This window comes from Streptomyces sp. NPDC096132, from assembly GCF_044763345.1.
GTDB lineage: Bacteria > Actinomycetota > Actinomycetes > Streptomycetales > Streptomycetaceae > Streptomyces.
In genome coordinates this window covers 447188-463535 of the sequence record NZ_JBIWGA010000004.1, presented here as the reverse complement: position 1 = coordinate 463535, position 16348 = coordinate 447188, and the positions used below count along the sequence as shown (strand labels likewise).

Annotated in this window: 16 protein-coding genes; 9 read left to right on the top strand and 7 right to left on the bottom strand. The window is 70.6% G+C overall.

All coding sequences use genetic code 11. The annotated features are described in order from the left end of the window. Positions 1–357 precede the first annotated feature (357 nt). The 5 genes from ACIRF9_RS12675 (at position 358) to ACIRF9_RS12655 (ending at position 4955) form a co-directional block, all read left to right on the top strand. Positions 358–882 carry a DUF1453 domain-containing protein gene (locus ACIRF9_RS12675; RefSeq protein WP_403819729.1) on the top strand — a complete coding sequence of 175 codons (525 nt, stop codon included), beginning with the start codon at positions 358–360 and terminating at the stop codon, positions 880–882. Next, a complete protein-coding gene (locus tag ACIRF9_RS12670) occupies positions 879–2030 on the top strand; it encodes a sensor histidine kinase (protein ID WP_403819727.1) in 1152 nt (383 codons plus the stop codon). Before ACIRF9_RS12675 ends, ACIRF9_RS12670 begins: the two co-directional genes overlap by 4 nt. Beyond that, positions 2027–2710 carry a response regulator gene (locus ACIRF9_RS12665; protein ID WP_403819725.1) on the top strand — a complete coding sequence of 228 codons (684 nt, stop codon included), beginning with the start codon at positions 2027–2029 and terminating at the stop codon, positions 2708–2710. The genes ACIRF9_RS12670 and ACIRF9_RS12665 overlap by 4 nt, the downstream gene beginning before the upstream one ends. Before the next feature lie 80 nt (positions 2711–2790). Then, on the top strand, positions 2791–3360 hold the full coding sequence (locus ACIRF9_RS12660) for a DUF485 domain-containing protein (RefSeq protein ID WP_403819723.1): 570 nt from the start codon (positions 2791–2793) through the stop codon (positions 3358–3360). Beyond that, positions 3357–4955, top strand: coding sequence for a cation acetate symporter (locus ACIRF9_RS12655; RefSeq protein WP_403819721.1), 1599 nt, complete (start codon positions 3357–3359; stop codon positions 4953–4955). The genes ACIRF9_RS12660 and ACIRF9_RS12655 overlap by 4 nt, the downstream gene beginning before the upstream one ends. 46 nt (positions 4956–5001) lie before the next feature. On the opposite strand, the gene ACIRF9_RS12650 is transcribed toward ACIRF9_RS12655, so the two are convergent. Then, on the bottom strand, positions 5002–5694 hold the full coding sequence (locus ACIRF9_RS12650; protein ID WP_403819719.1) for a response regulator: 693 nt from the start codon (positions 5692–5694) through the stop codon (positions 5002–5004). Positions 5695–5855: 161 nt separating this feature from the next. Between ACIRF9_RS12650 and ACIRF9_RS12645 the strand changes: the two genes are divergently transcribed. The 3 genes from ACIRF9_RS12645 (at position 5856) to ACIRF9_RS12635 (ending at position 8687) form a co-directional block, all read left to right on the top strand. Next, positions 5856–6671 carry an ABC transporter ATP-binding protein gene (locus ACIRF9_RS12645; protein WP_403819717.1) on the top strand — a complete coding sequence of 272 codons (816 nt, stop codon included), beginning with the start codon at positions 5856–5858 and terminating at the stop codon, positions 6669–6671. After that, the gene (locus ACIRF9_RS12640; RefSeq protein ID WP_403819715.1) at positions 6661–7524 is read left to right on the top strand and encodes an ABC transporter permease; all 864 of its coding nucleotides are present in this window, start codon (positions 6661–6663) and stop codon (positions 7522–7524) included. Before ACIRF9_RS12645 ends, ACIRF9_RS12640 begins: the two co-directional genes overlap by 11 nt. A 107-nt stretch (positions 7525–7631) precedes the next feature. Next, complete coding sequence (locus tag ACIRF9_RS12635; RefSeq protein ID WP_403819713.1) at positions 7632–8687, top strand: ABC transporter substrate-binding protein; 1056 nt, start codon at positions 7632–7634, stop codon at positions 8685–8687. Between the two features lie 16 nt (positions 8688–8703). On the opposite strand, the gene ACIRF9_RS12630 is transcribed toward ACIRF9_RS12635, so the two are convergent. The 4 genes from ACIRF9_RS12630 to ACIRF9_RS12615 form a co-directional block, all read right to left on the bottom strand. Beyond that, the gene (locus ACIRF9_RS12630) at positions 8704–9384 is read right to left on the bottom strand and encodes a response regulator (RefSeq protein ID WP_403819712.1); all 681 of its coding nucleotides are present in this window, start codon (positions 9382–9384) and stop codon (positions 8704–8706) included. Continuing rightward, positions 9381–11051, bottom strand: coding sequence for an ATP-binding protein (locus ACIRF9_RS12625; protein ID WP_403819710.1), 1671 nt, complete (start codon positions 11049–11051; stop codon positions 9381–9383). The genes ACIRF9_RS12630 and ACIRF9_RS12625 overlap by 4 nt, the downstream gene beginning before the upstream one ends. A 130-nt stretch (positions 11052–11181) precedes the next feature. Continuing rightward, positions 11182–12123 (bottom strand): sucrase ferredoxin, encoded by a 942-nt coding sequence (locus ACIRF9_RS12620; protein WP_403819708.1) that lies wholly within the window; start codon positions 12121–12123, stop codon positions 11182–11184. A gap of 87 nt (positions 12124–12210) precedes the next feature. Further along, a complete protein-coding gene (locus tag ACIRF9_RS12615; protein ID WP_403819706.1) occupies positions 12211–13467 on the bottom strand; it encodes a citrate/2-methylcitrate synthase in 1257 nt (418 codons plus the stop codon). 99 nt (positions 13468–13566) lie between these two features. Between ACIRF9_RS12615 and ACIRF9_RS12610 the strand changes: the two genes are divergently transcribed. Further along, complete coding sequence (locus ACIRF9_RS12610) at positions 13567–14757, top strand: citrate synthase/methylcitrate synthase (protein WP_403819704.1); 1191 nt, start codon at positions 13567–13569, stop codon at positions 14755–14757. Between the two features lie 210 nt (positions 14758–14967). Here the strand turns inward: ACIRF9_RS12610 and ACIRF9_RS12605 are convergent, their stop codons facing one another. Further along, positions 14968–15207, bottom strand: a complete 240-nt coding sequence (locus tag ACIRF9_RS12605; protein ID WP_403819702.1) for a hypothetical protein — start codon at positions 15205–15207, stop codon at positions 14968–14970. A gap of 267 nt (positions 15208–15474) precedes the next feature. Beyond that, positions 15475–16032 carry a DUF6082 family protein gene (locus ACIRF9_RS12600; RefSeq protein ID WP_403819700.1) on the bottom strand — a complete coding sequence of 186 codons (558 nt, stop codon included), beginning with the start codon at positions 16030–16032 and terminating at the stop codon, positions 15475–15477. Between the last annotated feature and the right edge of the window lie 316 nt (positions 16033–16348).

Below are 16348 nucleotides of genomic sequence, written 5' to 3'. Positions count from 1 at the left end.
CGCTCGGCTTGGTCCGGGCTCGGGGTGCCGGTGGGGGCCGGGGCGATCGTTTCGGCGGCTTCGGCGGCTTCGGTGGCTTCCGCGGCTTCGATCGGAGGACGGTGCGGTGAGGGGCCCGGTTCCGAGGGGGACCGGGCCCCTCACCGGCTTGTGCGCAGCCAGCGGTGAGAGGGTCGTCTTCGACGTGGTGGCGGGCTGTCTTCGACAGGTCCTCCACCCGTGGGTGGAGCGCCCCAGCTCAAGAGTTCCACCCGTGATCCACCCTGGCTCCGATCCGCTGACCTGCGCGAATCCGTAGCGTCGAAGGCGTCGGCAGCACTCGCTGTCGGCATCCCCTTCTCGCTCACGGAGGCTGTGATGTCCGGGCTGATCGACGCGCTGGTGATCGTGGCCGTGGTCGCGCTGGTGATCGTGCGGCAGTTCCGCGCGAGCCGTGTCGACACGGACCGGCGGTGGTGGGTCCTGCCGGGGATCCTGGCCGTCATAGCGCTGCGTGAGCCCGACCTGCTCGACGCCCACCACCACACCGCGTCGGCCCTGATCCTCGGCGCGGAACTGATCGTCGGCCTGGCCATGGGGGCCGGCTGGGCCTGGACCACCCGTGTCTGGGTGGAGCCGGACGGCGCGGTGTGGAGCAGGAGCACCAAGGCCAGTGCGGGCGTCTGGATCGTAGGCATCGGCCTGCGCGTGGGCCTCTTCGCCCTGGGCTCGACGCTCGGCGTCCACCAGGACAGCTCGGCCCTGATGCCGGCACTGGCGAGCACGCTGCTGGTCCGCTCCGCGATCCTGATGTGGCGCGTGCAGAGTCTCGGCCGGACGCCCGTGCACGGCGCGGCGTACGGTGAGCAGGTGGCCCGGCCCACGTGGAAGGAGCGCGTGTGACGGAGAACACCTGGACCCGCTGGCCCTCGCGGGAGGCTCTGGGCCGCAAGGAGGTCTCACGGCCGAGGCGTCTGCTGGCCTGGGCTATTCGGGCGCTGGTGTTCGGCGCGCTGTTGTGGAGTGCTCTGCAGGACGGCCGCATCCACGGATGGGTCGCGGTCGCCGGGATCGGCGGGATTCTGGTGGCGGGCGCGTTGGCGTGGGCCTTCTTCCAGACGACGCTGGAGCACCGACTCTGGTCCTCGCTGACGCTCGTCGTGCTGCTGCTGGGGCTTGCCGGAGGGGCCCAGGCCGCGGGCTTCGGCGTCCCGGCCGTGGTCCTGTGGTGTGGGTGCGCCATCACCGCGCTGGAGCGCCTGCCAGTTGCGGCGGCCCTGCCGGTCGCATCGGTCGGACTGGCCGCTTTCGCCGTGGTCAACGGCGACGGGTGGCTGAGCACGATCGCCACCATCGGGGGGATGGCCCTTGCCGGATACGCGCTGCGCCTGGACGCCGAGACCCGGGGCACCGCTCAGCGGCTGCTCGCCCAGGAGCGCGCGGCGCGGGCCGCCGAGGCGGAGTCGGCCGCGCTCGCCGAGCGGGCCCGCATAGCCCGGGAGATCCATGACGTGCTGGCCCACAGCCTCTCGGCGCAACTCGTGCACCTGGAAGCCGCCCGACTGATGATCGAGAGGGGCGCGGACCGCGAGCAGATCCTCGAACGGGTCGTGGCGGCCCGGGGGATGGCCCGCGACGGCCTCGACGAGACCCGGCAGGCGCTGTCCGCGCTGCGGGGCGATCTGACGCCGCTCGAGGACTTCCTGGCCGACCTCGTGCGGGCGGCCCACGGTGCCGAGGTCACCGTCGGGGGTGAACGCAGAGCACTGCCGGCCGAGGCGTCCCAGGCCGTGCGCAGAGTCGCCCAGGAGGCCCTGACGAACACGCGAAAGCATGCTCCGGGCGCGAAGGTTCATGTGCGGCTGGAATACGGCCCGCATGAAGTGACCCTGGACATACGGGACTCGGGAGGTTCGCCGGGTGAACTGGCCCAGGTCGGCGGCGGGTACGGTCTGCTGGGGATGCGGGAGCGCGCCGAACTGCTGGGTGGGTCTCTGCATGCCGGGCCGGACGACGAAGGGTTCGTGGTGACGCTGAGGGTGCCGGTATGACCGAGGGGGCGGAGCAGAAGCCGGCCAGTGTGGTGGTCGCGGACGACCAGACCGTCGTGCGGGAGGGCATCGTGATGCTGCTCGGGCTGTTGCCGGGAATCGAGGTCGTGGGCGCCGCCGGGGACGGTGAGGAGGCGGTGCGTCTCGTCGCAGAGCTCGCCCCGGACGTGGTGCTGATGGACCTGCGCATGCCCCGCTGCGACGGAGTGGAGGCGACTCGGCGCATCAGGGCCGAGCATCCCGGAACACAGGTCGTGGTGCTCACGACCTACGCGGACGACGAGTCCCTGTTCCCGGCGCTGCGGGCGGGGGCACGGGGGTATCTCACCAAGGACGCCGGCGGGGACGAGATCGTGCGGGCCGTGCAGAGTGTGCTGTCCGGGGACGCGGGCTTGTCACCCAGCGTCCAGCGGCGGCTCCTGGAGCGCCTGTCGGCGCCCGAGCCGGAGCCGCCGGTGCCCGCTGCTCCGCCGGACGGGCTCACCATGCGGGAGACGGAAGTACTCACGCTGATCGCCGAGGGCCTCAGCAACCAGGAGATCGCCCGCAGGCTCCAGGTGTCCACGGCGACGGTGAAGACACACATCAACAACTTGTTCACCAAGACAGGGCTCAAGGACCGCGCGCAGGCGGTGCGTTACGCGTATGGAAAGGGGCTGGTACGGCCACCGACGGGATGAATGGTCTTTTCGTCACCTGATGGGGTGAAGCAGACAGGGAAGGGGAGTCGGGGATCTTCCCGTTCTGTCCATCCTTGGGCATGCAGTCAAGCAACGGTCGTGCCCGCGGCGGCGGGGACGGTCCTGAGAGATCGGGCGAGCACCAGCAGGGCCGGGGCCCGGAGTTCGTCGAGGCACCGGGCGAGGTGCGCTACGAGGACCCGTGGTACGACGCGCTCGCATCGGGGTGGGGCGAGCCGGGCGCGATGGGGCTCGCGGGTACGTCCGCGGGCGAGGTGCCGGCGCCCCGCCGGGGGTGGGAGGACGGGGCCGTGGCGGCGGCCCAGGTCTACCTCGAGGTGCAGCGCAGCGCGGCCTTTCAGGAAGTGCGCAGCCGGTATCGGCGGTTCGTGGGGCCGGCGGGTGTGGGGTTCTTCCTCTGGTACGTGGGCTACGTCGTGGCCGCGACGGCCGCGCCCGGCCTCATGGCGCGGCCGGTGGTGGGTGCGGTGAACGTGGCGTTGATCGCGGGGCTCGGCCAGTTCCTCAGCACGTTCCTGCTCACCTGGGCCTACGCCCGGCACGCTCGGCTGCGCCGGGACCGTGCGGCGCTCGAACTGCGCTGGGACACCCAGGAACTGACGCGTGAGGCAAGGGGCGGTGCGTTGTGACCGGCCACCATCAGACGCTGGCGTTGTTGCTGTTCAGCGCGTTCGTCGCGGTCACCTTGGGGATCACGACCTGGGTGAGCCGCAACCGGCAGGGGTCGGAAGAGGAGTTCTACGCGGGCGGGCGGCTGTTCTCCCCGATGGAGAATGGTTTTGCCATCGCGGGTGACTACATGTCGGCCGCTTCCTTCCTCGGCGTCACGGGGCTCATCGCGCTCTTCGGCTACGACGGGCTGCTGTACGTGGTCGGTTTTCTCGTGGCCTGGCTGGTGGTGCTGTTCCTCGTCGCCGAACTGGTGCGCAACTGCGGACGGTTCACGCTGGCCGATGTCGTCGCGGCGCGGATGAGTGAGCGGCCGGTGCGGATCGCGGCGGGAACCTCCTCGGTCACGGTGTCCGTTCTCTATCTGGTGGCGCAGATGGTGGGTGCGGGCAGCCTGGTCGCTCTGCTGCTCGGGAACACCGGGGAAGCGGCCCAGGCGTGGGCCGTCATCGGGGTCGGCGCGCTCATGGTGATCTATGTGTCGTTGGGAGGGATGCGGGCCACCACATGGATTCAGATCGTGAAGGCGGTTCTGCTGCTCGGCGGCACGATCGCGCTCACGGTGCTCGTCCTGCTGCGGTTCCACGGGGACTTCGACCGGCTGCTGCTGACGGCAGCCGAGCGCAGCGGCCACGGGGCGGCGTTCCTGGCGCCCGGGCTGAAGTACGGCGGGGACTGGACCGCGCGCTTCGACTTCATGAGTCTGGGGCTGGCGCTGGTGCTGGGCACGGCGGGGCTGCCGCACATCCTGTCGCGTTTCTACACCGTGCCGACCGCGCGGGCGGCACGGCGGTCCGTCGTCTGGGCGATCGGGCTCATCGGCGGCTTCTATCTGATGACGATCGTTCTCGGCTTCGGGGCGGCGGCGATCCTCGGCCCCGAGACCGTGCGCGGCTCGAGCGCGGCGGGGAACACCGCGGTTCCGCTCCTGGCGCTCGATCTGGGCGGCGGAGCCGACTCGAAGGGCGGCACGGTTCTGTTCGCGTTCGTGGCGGCGATCGCCTTCGCGACGATTCTCGCGGTCGTCGCCGGGATCACGCTCGCCTCCTCGGCCTCGGTGGCGCACGACCTGTACGCCTCGCTGCGCCGCAGGCAGGCGCAGGCGAAGCCCCGCAGCGAGGTGGCGGTGGCGCGGATCGCCGCCGTCGGTATCGGCGTGGTCGCGATCGCCTTGGGGCTGCTGGCCCGCGATCTCAACGTGGCCTTCCTGGTGGGGCTCGCGTTCGCGGTCGCGGCCTCCGCGAATCTGCCGGTGCTGCTGTACTCGCTGTTCTGGCGGGGCTTCACCACACGGGGCGCGGTGTGGGCGGTGTACGGCGGGCTGGTGCCGGCGCTCGTGCTCGTGGTGCTGTCGCCGGTGGTGTCGGGCAGCCCCGAGTCGCTCTTCCCCGGCGTGGACTTCCAGTACTTCCCGCTGCAGAACCCCGGTCTGGTGTCGATCCCGCTGGGATTCCTCGCGGGCTGGCTCGGCACGGTCACCTCGGCCGAGATCGCGGATGAGGCCAAGCACGCGGAGACCGAGGTCCGCTCACTGACGGGGGCGGGGGCCGTCTAGCGTCCGGCGCCCGATCCCTCGTACGGCATCGGTTGCACGTGGATCGTTACGGTGCCACCCAGGCGTAGCGGTGTTCCGGGCGGCCGGTGTCGCCGTACTTGAGGGAGAGGCGCAGGCGGCCGGCCTGTTCCAGGTGGCGGAGGTAGCGCTGGGCGGTGGAGCGGCTCAGGCCGGTCTCGGCGGCGACCTCGTGGGCCGAGAGCGGATGGTCGGCGCGGTGCAGGACAGCGCAGATCAGGTCCGTGGTGGGTTCCGAGTGACCGGTCGGCAGCCCGGGGGAGGAGGGCGCGGGGGTGGTGCGCAGGGCGCCGAAGATCCGGTCAACCTGTTCCTGGCCGGCGACACCCCGGCCGCCGACCCGGTCCACCGTGCGGCGCAGTGCGGCGTAGGAGTCGAGGCGGGTGCGCAGGGCGGCGAAGGTGAACGGTTTCACCAGGTAGTGCAGGGCGCCGAGGCGCATGGCGGTCTGCACGGTGCTGACGTCGCCGGCCGCAGTGATCATGATGACGTCGGTTCCGTGACCCTGCTCCCGCATGCGGTGGACGAGTTCGAGCCCCGTTCCGTCGGGGAGATAGTGGTCGAGCAGGACCAGGTCGATGGTTCCGCGCTGCACGGTGGCCAGCGCCTGGGTGGCGCTGTGTGCGCGGGCGGCCACCCGGAAGCCGGGAACCCTGCCCACATACTTGGCGTTTATCTCAGCGACGCGGAAGTCGTCGTCCACGACCAGGACGTCAATCATCGGAACTCTCTCCGTCAAGGCCTGGCGGGCGTTGAGCCCGTGTTTCGGCTCCGTTGTTGTAGCGCGCGCAAAACGAGCACAACACCCTCTTGCAAGCAAAAGAAGCGCATGCGCACACAAGGCTGATGCCGTGTCCCGGCTCACATCTACCGTCCCCGGCCATGAGCGCACACACCAGCCCCGCCATCGAGCTGCGGGGCGCGAGCAAGGTCTTCAGGACCCCCTCGGGGGGTCTGCACACGGCCGTCCGGGATCTCGACCTCACCATCGGGCGCGGTGAGTTCGTGGCCGTCGTCGGACCGACCGGCTGTGGAAAGTCGACCACGCTGACCCTGGTCAGCGGCCTGGAGGAGCCGACCCGGGGCGAGGTCCTGGTCGCCGGGCAGCCGGTGCGTGGCGTCGGCGCCAAGGTCGGCTTCGTCTTCCAGCAGGACGCGACGTTCCCGTGGCGTACGGTCCTGTCCAATGTCATGGCGGGCCCCCGCTTCCGCGGCGTACCCAAGGCCGAGGCGAAGCGGAAGGCGCGCGAGTGGCTGGCCCGGGTGGGGCTCGCAGCCTTCGAGGACCGCTACCCGCACCAGCTCTCCGGCGGCCAGCGCAAGCGCGTCGCCCTCGCCGCCACCTTCGTCAACGACCCCGAGATCCTGCTCATGGACGAACCGTTCTCGGCGCTCGACGTGCAGACGAGGGCCCTGATGTCGGACGAGCTGCTGGAGCTGTGGGAGGGCACGGGCGCCTCGGTCGTCTTCGTCACCCACGACCTGGAGGAGTCCATCGCGCTGGCCGACAAGGTCGTGGTCATGACCGCGGGACCGGCCACCGTGAAGCAGGTCTTCGACATCGACCTGCCGCGCCCGCGCAAGGTCGAGTCGGTGCGTCTGGAGCCGCGGTTCATCGAGATCTACCGCGAGATCTGGGAGTCCCTGGGCGATGAGGTCCGCATCACCCGCGAACGAGGTGCCGCCCATGTCGCCTGACGTCCTCAGCACGCCCGTCGTGGACACGGTCAAGGCACCGGACCGCGCGCACTCACGCGCGCGTGCCGCCCGCCGGCGCAAGATCGTCGTCGGAGCCTCCCGGATCCTGCTCCTGGTGGCCGTGCTCGCCCTGTGGGAGGCGCTCTCCCGGGCCAAGGCCATCGATCCGTTCAACTTCTCGATGCCCTCCAAGATCTGGGACCAGATCTGGACCTGGGTCACGCACGGGACCGCGCTCGGCTCCCTCGGCGAGCAGATCTGGTACACGCTCTACGAGGCACTGCTCGGCTGGGTCATCGGTGTGGTCGCCGGTGTCGTGTGCGGTATCGCGCTCGGGCGGATCACCTTCCTCGCCGATGTCCTTGGTCCATACATCAAGGTGCTCAACTCGATCCCCCGTATCGTCCTGGCGCCGATCTTCGTGATCTGGTTCGGACTCGGCCCCGCGTCCAAGGTGGCCTCGGCCGTCGTCCTGGTGTTCTTCCCGGTCTTCTTCAACGCCTTCCAGGGCGCCCGTGAGGTCGACCGCAACCTCGTCGCCAACGCCCGCATCCTCGGCGCGAGCGACCGCAGGGTGACGCTTCAGGTCGTCATCCCCTCGGCCACCTCCTGGATCTTCACCAGCCTCCACGTGAGCTTCGGCTTCGCCCTCATCGGCGCGATCGTCGGCGAGTACATCGGCGCCACCAAGGGCATCGGCCTGCTCGTCGCGCAGTCCCAGGGCACCTTCAACGCGGCCGGCGTGTACGCGGCGATGGTCATCCTCGCCGTCGTCGCGCTCGTGGCCGAGGGACTGCTGACCTTCGCCGAGCGCCGCATCTTCCGGTGGAAGCCGTCGGGCTCCGACAGCTGATCCCTCTGAACTCTCGTTGAACGATCCTCCGCCGGATCGCCCGTTCCGATCTTTCGTTGAACGATCCCCTCCTCGCACCACCCTTCTCACAAGGACGTGAACCCTCCATGCGCTTCTCCGCCAGACACACGGCTCTCGCCGTCGCCGGCCTGCTCGCCCTCTCCTCGCTCACCGCCTGTGCCAACGACGCGGCGAGCACCGCCTCCACCGGCTCCGGCGGGGACGGCAAGGGGACGAAGGTCAAGATCATGGTGGGCGGCCTGGACAAGGTCATCTACCTGCCCGCGATGCTCACCCAGCGGCTCGGCTACTTCGACGCCGAGGGCCTCGACGTCGAGCTGCTGAGCGAGCCGGCCGGTGTGCAGGCCGAGACCGCCCTCGTGTCCGGCCAGGTCCAGGGCGCCGTCGGCTTCTACGACCACACGCTCGACCTTCAGGTGAAGGGCAAGGCGGTCGAGTCCGTCGTGCAGTTCTCGCAGGCACCCGGCGAGGTGGAGATCGTCTCCACCAAGGCGGAGGGCGACATCACCTCGCCCAAGGACTTCAAGGGCAAGAAGCTCGGCGTCACCGGCCTCGGCTCCTCGACCGACTTCCTCACCAAGTACCTCGCCGTCAAGAACGGGGTGAAGATCAGCGAGTTCACCCCGGTCGCCGTGGGTGCGGGACCGACGTTCATCTCGGCGCTCCAGAAGGGCGCCATCGACGCGGGCATGACGACCGACCCGACCGTCGCGACGGTCCTGGACAAGAAGGCGGGGAAGGTCCTCCTCGACATGCGCACACCGCAGGGGTCGATGGAGGCGCTCGGCGGGCCGTATCCGTCGTCAAGCCTGTACATGCAGACGGACTGGGTCAACAGTCACAAGGACACGGTCCAGAAGTTGGCCAATGCATTCGTCAAGACGCTCAAGTGGATGTCCACCCACAGCGCCAGCGAGATCGCCGACAAGATGCCGGCCGACTACTCCCAGGGCAACAAGACGTTGTACGCGGTGGCCATCAAGAGCACGCTGCCGATGTTCACCAAGGACGGCGTGATGCCCACGGAGGGCCCCGAGACCGTGGAGAAGGTCCTCAAGGCGTTCAACCCCAACATCCAGAAGGCCGACGTCGACCTGAGCAAGACCTATACGACGGAGTTCGTCGAGAAGGCGGCCGGCTGACGGTCACGCCGTGCCGTCAGGCGCGGGTCGCCCACACGTAACGGTGTTCCGGGCGGCCCGCGTCGCCGTACTTCAGGGTCAGCCGGGCCCGTCCCGTGCGCTCCAGGAGCTTCAGATAGCGCTGGGCGGTCTGGCGGCTCACCCCGGTCCGGTCGGCGATCTCCTGGGCCGACAGAGGGCCTTCGGCGTTCATCAGGGACTGGCGGACCAGTTCGGCGGTGGTGGGGGAGTGCCCCTTGGGCAGCCCGGGCTCGGAGGGAGCGGACAGCGCGCCGAAGATACGGTCGACGTCCGCCTGTTCGGCCTCGCCGCCCCCGTCGAGCGTGCGGCGCAGTTCGGCGTACGCCTCCAGCTTGGCGCGCATGCCCGCGAAGTTGAACGGTTTCACCAGGTACTGCAGGGCGCCGTGCCGCATCGCGGCCTGCACCGTCGAGACGTCCCGTGCCGCCGTCACCATGATCACGTCGGTCTGGTGGCCGCGCCGGCGCATCTCCTGCACGACCTCCAGCCCCGTCTCGTCGGGCAGGTAGTGGTCCAGCAGGACCAGGTCCAGCTGCGGCTGGAGCTCCAGCTGGCGCAGCGCCTCGGCGGCGCTGTGGGCCTCGCCGGCGACGTGGAAGCCGGGCACCTTCTCGACATAGGCGGCGTTGACCTGGGCGACCCTGGTGTCGTCGTCCACGACCAGGACCTCGATCATCGCGACTCCTCCTCGACAGTGCCCTTCGCCGGTGCGGCCAGGGCGGGTTCCAGATCGGGTCCGGCCAGTGCCTCGGGCAGGACGACGGTGAATTCGGCGCCCCCGCCGGCCGCCTCGCCGACGGTCGCCCTGCCGCCCTGCCGCTCGGCGAGTCTGCGGACCAGCGAGAGCCCGATGCCACGCTTGCCGTGCGCGGGCGGCTTCTTCGTCGACCAGCCCTCGGTGAAGATCAACTCGCGTTGCTCCGCCGGAATTCCGGGGCCGGTGTCCCGTATCCGCAGGACGGCGGTGCGGCCCTCGGCGCGCAGTTCGACCTCCACGCGTGCGTGCGGGGTGCCGGCGACGGCGTCGAGCGCGTTGTCCACGAGGTTGCCGACGACCGTGACGAGCCCGCGCGGGTCGACCAGCCGGTCCGGGAGCCGGGTGCCGTCCGAGACCCACAGGGCCACGCCGCGCTCGGCCGCGACGGTCGCCTTGCCCACCAGCAGCGCGGCCAGCAGCGGGTCCTCGATCTTCTCGGCCACCTGCTCCGAGGTGGCCCGGTGGTCGCCGACCACCTCTCCGACGAAGTCCACGGCGTCGTCGTACATCTCCAGTTCGAGCAGGCCCAGCAGGGTGTGCATGCGGTTGGCGTGCTCGTGGTCCTGGGCGCGCAGCGCGTCGATCAGACCGCGCGTGGAGTCCAGTTCGCGGCCCAGCTGCTCCAGCTCGGTGCGGTCGCGCAGGGTGGCCACGGCGCCGCCGTCGTCGGTGGGCATGCGGCTGACGACCAGGACGCGCTGTCCGCGTACGGCGATCAGGTCGGTGCCGGTCACCCGGCCGGCCAGCACATCGGCCGTACGTCCCTCGCCGAGTGCCTCGTCGGGCGAGCGGCCCACCGCCTCGTCCCCGATGCCCAGGAGTCGCTGTGCCTCGTCGTTGAGCAGCCGGACGCGGCCGGACCGGTCCAGTGCGACGACGCCCTCCCGGATGCCGTGCAGCATCGCCTCGCGCTCCGCGAGTAGCGCCGAGATGTCGGAGAAGGCCAGATCACGGGTCTGCCGCTGGACCCGCCGGGAGATCAGCCAGGCGGCCAGCGCGCCCACGGCGAGCGCGCCGCCCGCGTAGGCGAGCAGTCCCGGGATGGCGTGGATCAGACGGGCCCGCACACTGTCGTACTCGATGCCGACCGAGACCGCCCCGACGATGTCGCCGTCGCCGTCCCGCAGGGGCACCTTGCCGCGGGCCGAGCGGCCCAGGGTGCCGCTGTCGATCTCCATGACGTCCTTCCCGGCCAGGGCCTGACTGGGGTCCGTGGAGACATGGCCGCCGACCTCGGCGGGGTCGGTGTGCGACCAGCGGGTGCCCCGCAGGTCCATGACGACGACGTACTCCGCGCCGCTGGCCTTGCGGATCCGTTCCGCCTCGCGCTGCACCGGCCCGTCGACCGTGGGCGGTGTGCTCTGCAGGTCCTCGGCGATCTGGGGCATCGCCGCCGTGGTCTGTGCGATGGCGAGGGCGCGGCGCATCGCCTGGTCGTCCAGCTGGTCGCTGAGCGGGGCGAGGAACAGTCCGGTCGCGAGCACCACGACTCCCGCGGCGATCGCCAGCTGCATCATCAGCACCTGCGAGAACATGCGCCGCGGCATGCCGAGGCGCAGGCGACGGGCGAGGGGAGAGGGGCTCATACCCAAGACGGTACGTGGGCGGGCCGGCAGAGCCGTAGGGGTGTGTGGTGTGGATCTCTTGACCGACTCAAGAGGAAACGGTTCGGCGCCGCCCCGCGCGGGGCGGGATCCGACCGTGGACGCGGTCGCTTCAGCCGGCCGCCGCCACCACCAGTTCGTGCACCACCGTCACGTCCATCCGCGCGGGTGCCCCGAGGACCGACACGCCGCAGCTCTCCGGACGGGGCGGCAGGGACGCGCCCTGTGCCACGACGACCCGCCAGTGACGCCCGTCGGTGTGGGCGACGGTGACCTCCCAGCGCGGGGCCTCGCCGGTGGTGAGGACGACATCGAGGGCGTCCGCCCGGTCCTCGCCGGTCATCTGCCGCACGGCCAGCTCCGCCGCCTGACCGGGCCGCTCCCAGGCCGAACGCCCTCGGCACCCGTCCAGGACCACCCGACCCTGCTGGACGCCGTGCAGGACCTCCTTGACGGTGTGGGCCTCGGCTCGGCCGTACACGTAACCGTGCGGGAGGACGAGGACCGTGGGGGAGAAGCGATGACCGCCCAGATGAGTGACCTCCCAGACGCCCTGCACGCCCGAGGCGGCCAGTTCGGCCGCGAGCGGGCGGCCCAGAAGGGCGCAGCAGCGGTCGCGCTTGCCGTTGGTGCAGACGAGGGCGAGCGGATCACCGGTGTGCGGCCCGCCGCGCAGCGCGGTGTCGAAGGTGCGGTGGTCGCCCCGGCCGAGCGCGGCGAAGTCGAGGTCGAGCAGCCGTCCGGGGTCGGTGGTCGTGGCGGAGCGCAGCCAGACGTTCCCCGGCGCGGTGTGGGCCGCGTACACGTGCCGCACGGGCGGCGGCATGCCGGGGTCGGCGTGCCGGCCGGGGCGGCGGATGAGCGCGACGCGGACGCCCGTGCCCTGGGCCGCCGCCTCCAGGGCACGGCCCAGTACGGGGTCCAGATGGCTCGAGGTGAGCGCCTTGGCACCCCACGGACCGGCCTGTTCCAGCAGGAGCCAGGTCGAGGCAGTTGCCGCGGTTCCGGGCATGGGCTCGCCGAGGTTCCGCGAGTCGGTCGCGCACGTACTCACAGAGGTGAGCCTAACCTGACTTGACGCGCGGCACCTCCCGCGGTGCCTGTGGATCGCTGTGGACTCCTCGGGCCGGGGCTGTGTGTCCTAGCCGGGAAGCTGCTGGGGCGGCTTCGGTCCCACGTAGTGTCCGCTCGGCCGCATGCGCAGCGGGCGTTCGCCGTACTCCTCCAGCGCGTGGGCGATCCACCCCGCCGTGCGGGCCACGGCGAAGATGGTCTCGCCCGCCGAGGGCTCCATCCCGAAGGAGGTCGTGAGGACACCCAGAGCCAGGTCCACGTTGGCGTGCAGCGGGGTGTGCCGGGCGGTCGTGGCCACGATGTCCCGGGCCGCGGCGAGGGCGGGCGCGGCCTCGGGGATCTCCTCCAGGAGGGCGAACAGGACACGCGCGCGTGGATCCTCGCCGGGGTAGAGCCGGTGACCGAGGCCCGGGATGCGGCGGCCGGCCCGCAGCTCCTGGGCGATCACGGGGGCCGCGTCGCCCAGGTCCAGCACCTCGTGCAGCAGCCGGTGCGCGAGCCCGCTCGCGGCGCCGTGCAAGGGCCCCTCGATGACGCCGAGCCCGGCGGAGACGGCCGCGTAGGCGTGCGCGCGGGCCGACGCGGCGACGCGCACCGCGAGGGTCGAGGCGGCCAGGTCGTGGTCGACGAGCAGGGCGAGCGCCGTGTCCAGGACGCGCAGCTGCGGCTTGGTCGCCGGGCCCACGCTGAGCCGCCCCCACAGCCGCTGGGCCAGGGAGTCCTCGTCGCGGTGGCCGGACCGCTTGGGCGGCAGCGCGGCGACGAGGGTGGGGATCAGGATGCGCGCGGTGCCGAGCACGGTCTCCTCGGCCAGGTCGAACCGCAGCGGGTCGGCGACCGCCGCGGCGACGGCGGCGACCCGCAACCGGTCGGTGGGGCCGCTGTGTTCGGGCAGCGCGTCCACCGCGCGGCGGGCGGCCTCGACGGAGGAGGCCGGCGCGGTGAACGTGGTGCCGGGGTGCATCCGGCCGGTCCACAGCCACTCGGCGACCTCTTCGTAGGAGTGCCGGGCGGCCAGCTCGGTCGCGTCGACACCGCGGAAGTAGTACCGGTCCTTGTCGATGAACGTCAGCCGGGTGCGTACGGACATGTCTCCACCCGACCCCGGACTCCCGCTGCTCTCCCGCCTGTTGCGCCGCGCGAGCGCCTCGACCTCCTTGGCGTCGAAGGTGCTGCCCCGGCCGCCGGGTGTACGCCTGCTGCTCAGCTGACCGCGGCTCACGTACGCGTACACCGTCTCGGGCTTCACGCCGAGCAGCTCGGCGGCCTCCTTGGTGCTCAGCCGTGGGGCCGCGTGGCCGGGGGCGGGTTCGTGATCGCGCATGGGGGCCACCGTATCCGCAGAGTGTATATATTGACTGGATCAATATTGACAGAGATTCAGTCAAGCATGGACAGTCAAATCAATACTAGGGAGGAAGCCATGACCGTCACCTCGTCCGACACCACATCCGTCAACCCGTCCACCCCGGCACTCCTCGGCGCACCGCGCGGTCTCGCCGGAGTCGTCGTCGCCGACACCGAGGTCGGTGACGTCCGGGGACGCGAGGGGTTCTACCACTACCGCCAGTACTCGGCCGTCGACCTGGCGCACGCCCGCCCCTTCGAGGACGTCTGGCACCTCCTGGTCCACGGCGACCTGCCGGACGCCCGGCGCAGCGCCGCCTTCGCGGCCGAGACCGCCGCCCTGCGACGGCTTCCCGAGGCGGTGACGGCGGCACTGCCCGCCATCGCTTCGGCCGGCGCGGGGGCGAACCCGCTCGCCGGGATGCGGACCGCCCTGTCGCTGCTGGGCGCGGAGCACGGCTTCCGGCCCGTGTACGACATCGACGCCGACCGGCGCCGCGCGGACACCGTCGTGGCGGCGGCCGCCGTGCCGACGCTGCTCACCGCGCTGTACCGGCTGGGCAAGGACCTCGCCCCCGTAGAGCCGCGCGAGGACCTGTCGTACGCGGCGAACTACCTCTACATGCTGACCGGCGCCGAGCCCGAAGCGGAGCGGGTGCGGGCTGTCGAGCAGTACCTGATCTCAACCATTGATCACGGCTTCAATGCATCAACGTTCACGGCCAGGGTGATCGCCTCGACCGGCGCCGACGTGGCCGCGTGTCTGGTGGGGGCCGTGGGTGCGCTGTCGGGGCCGCTGCACGGCGGTGCGCCCAGTCGGGCGCTGGACACCCTGGACGCGATCGGCGCCCCCGACCGCATCGACTCCTGGATCCGGAAGCGGGTTCTCGCCGGTGAGCGCATCATGGGCTTCGGTCACGCCGTGTACCGCACGGAGGACCCGCGCTCGCGCATGCTGCGCGAGACCGCGCGGCGGTTCGGAGGGGCGCGCGTCGAGTTCGCCGTCGAGGTGGAACGACGCGTAGAGGCGATCCTCGCCGAACTGAAGCCGGGCCGTGAGCTGCACACCAACGTGGAGTTCTACGCCGGCGTGGTCATGGAACTGTGCGGACTGCCCCGGGAGATGTTCACCCCGACCTTCGCGGCGGCCCGGGTGGTGGGGTGGAGCGCCAACATCCTGGAGCAGGCGCAGGACTCGAAGATCATCCGTCCCGTGGCGCGGTATGTGGGGCCGGGGGCGCCGGCGGAGGTGCCGGCGGTGGCGTGACGATGGGCGGGTGCCGGGCGAGCGTCAGGTCCGGTGCCGAGGGCTACCGGACCTGAGAGCGCTACGGAGGTGGAGGCGTCGGGTGCTGGTCGTCGCGCGGCGGGTTGGCCGAACGCGATCTGATCACATTCACGATTGCTGCGATGCCGGTGAGCAGCCCGCCCAGGGCGCCCACCAGCCCAGTTATGACTCCGATGTCCATGGCCTCACTCAAGCGTCCGGGATATCTGCCTTTGCGCGAATGAGCGTCTCGCGGCTGATGACGACAATGCGTTCGTAGTCGGCGCGCGAGGCGTCGGAGGGAAGATCGGGGTCCAGTGAATCGGTGGCGTCCGTGCCGATGACGGCGAAATTGCCATCGGCAAGTTCGAAAATATCGGGGCAATTTGCTCCACTTACGCTTCCGCGAGCGCGCGGAGATGCACCGATCCGACGGATGATCTGACTCACTGTTGCTTCCCTTGGTCCAATGGCTTGCGCACGACGGCTGCGCGGTGCAAGGCGGGCCCTGTGGGGTGCGCTCGTCATCCGGCGGCGTAGGCGACGTTCGTGGTGGGGTCCTCTACGCGATCAAGCGCGAGTCAACTCCCTGACATCCCACTCAACTGCCGACTTGACCTGTTCGTTATGGGCCGTGGGTGTGATTCCGTGGAAGGGGTTGTGCGGCCGGAAGTGTGAGCCCTCGGTCGTGCGTGGCTCATCCGGCGTGCCGGACGTCTACGCGCTCGGGGGCTCGCCGACCACCCACCATTCCTCGGTGTCCGCCTCTTCGAGTTGCGTCAGGAGTTCGTCCACCATGCGCCCGAGTTCCGCCTCGTCCGAGCCGTCGGCAATGGTGGCCCGCTGATGGCTGGTGGCATGCCAGTACTCCCGCACGACGGGATTCTGCAGAATGCCCCGGATGTAACCGAAGAACTCTTCGCGGGAGATATTGCCGATCCGGTAATAAAAGAGCGCGTTCGTGTACAGGGCGTTGGCATAGATGTACTGACGTCGCTGCTTGGTGGACACCGGCGCTTCGAAGAGGTCCAGCACTTCCGCCAGCTCGGGGTCGTCGATGGCCTTGCTCAGCAGTTCCCAGTGCAGGCGCTGCTGGTTGGCCAGGTTGGTGTGCTTCTGGGAGTGGGCGGTCTGCTCCAGACGGTCCAGCCGGATGCGCAATGCCTCCAGGGCATGGCGCTGTGCCGCCATGGTGACGACGGCGCCCGCGGCCATGCCGACGACCGCCGCCGCGGCTGCACCCAGTCCGCGTACCCCAAATTTCCGTGTGGCCATGTCAACCCCCGAATCAAGGCGGCCGTGCGCCGGTCGTCGGGGTGCGGGTGGACTGACGCGGACCGGCGAGCGGTGGGCGGCGCTTGCCGTCTCCCAGAGTGCCGAGCGGCTCTGATCGGCGGGGGAGGCGGAGGGGAGGCGCACGGAGGGAAGCGAGGGTCGCACGCCAGGGCGCCTTGCCAGACGTCTGCCCCGCAAGTGCAGCTAACAATCGTTCACTTCGTGGGGATTCTCATGGCTCGTATCCTGGGGCGCGTTCCATCCGCGTACGCGCTCCGGAGCCGTGAGCCGGAGTACGCGCAGGTGTCAGAGAGGT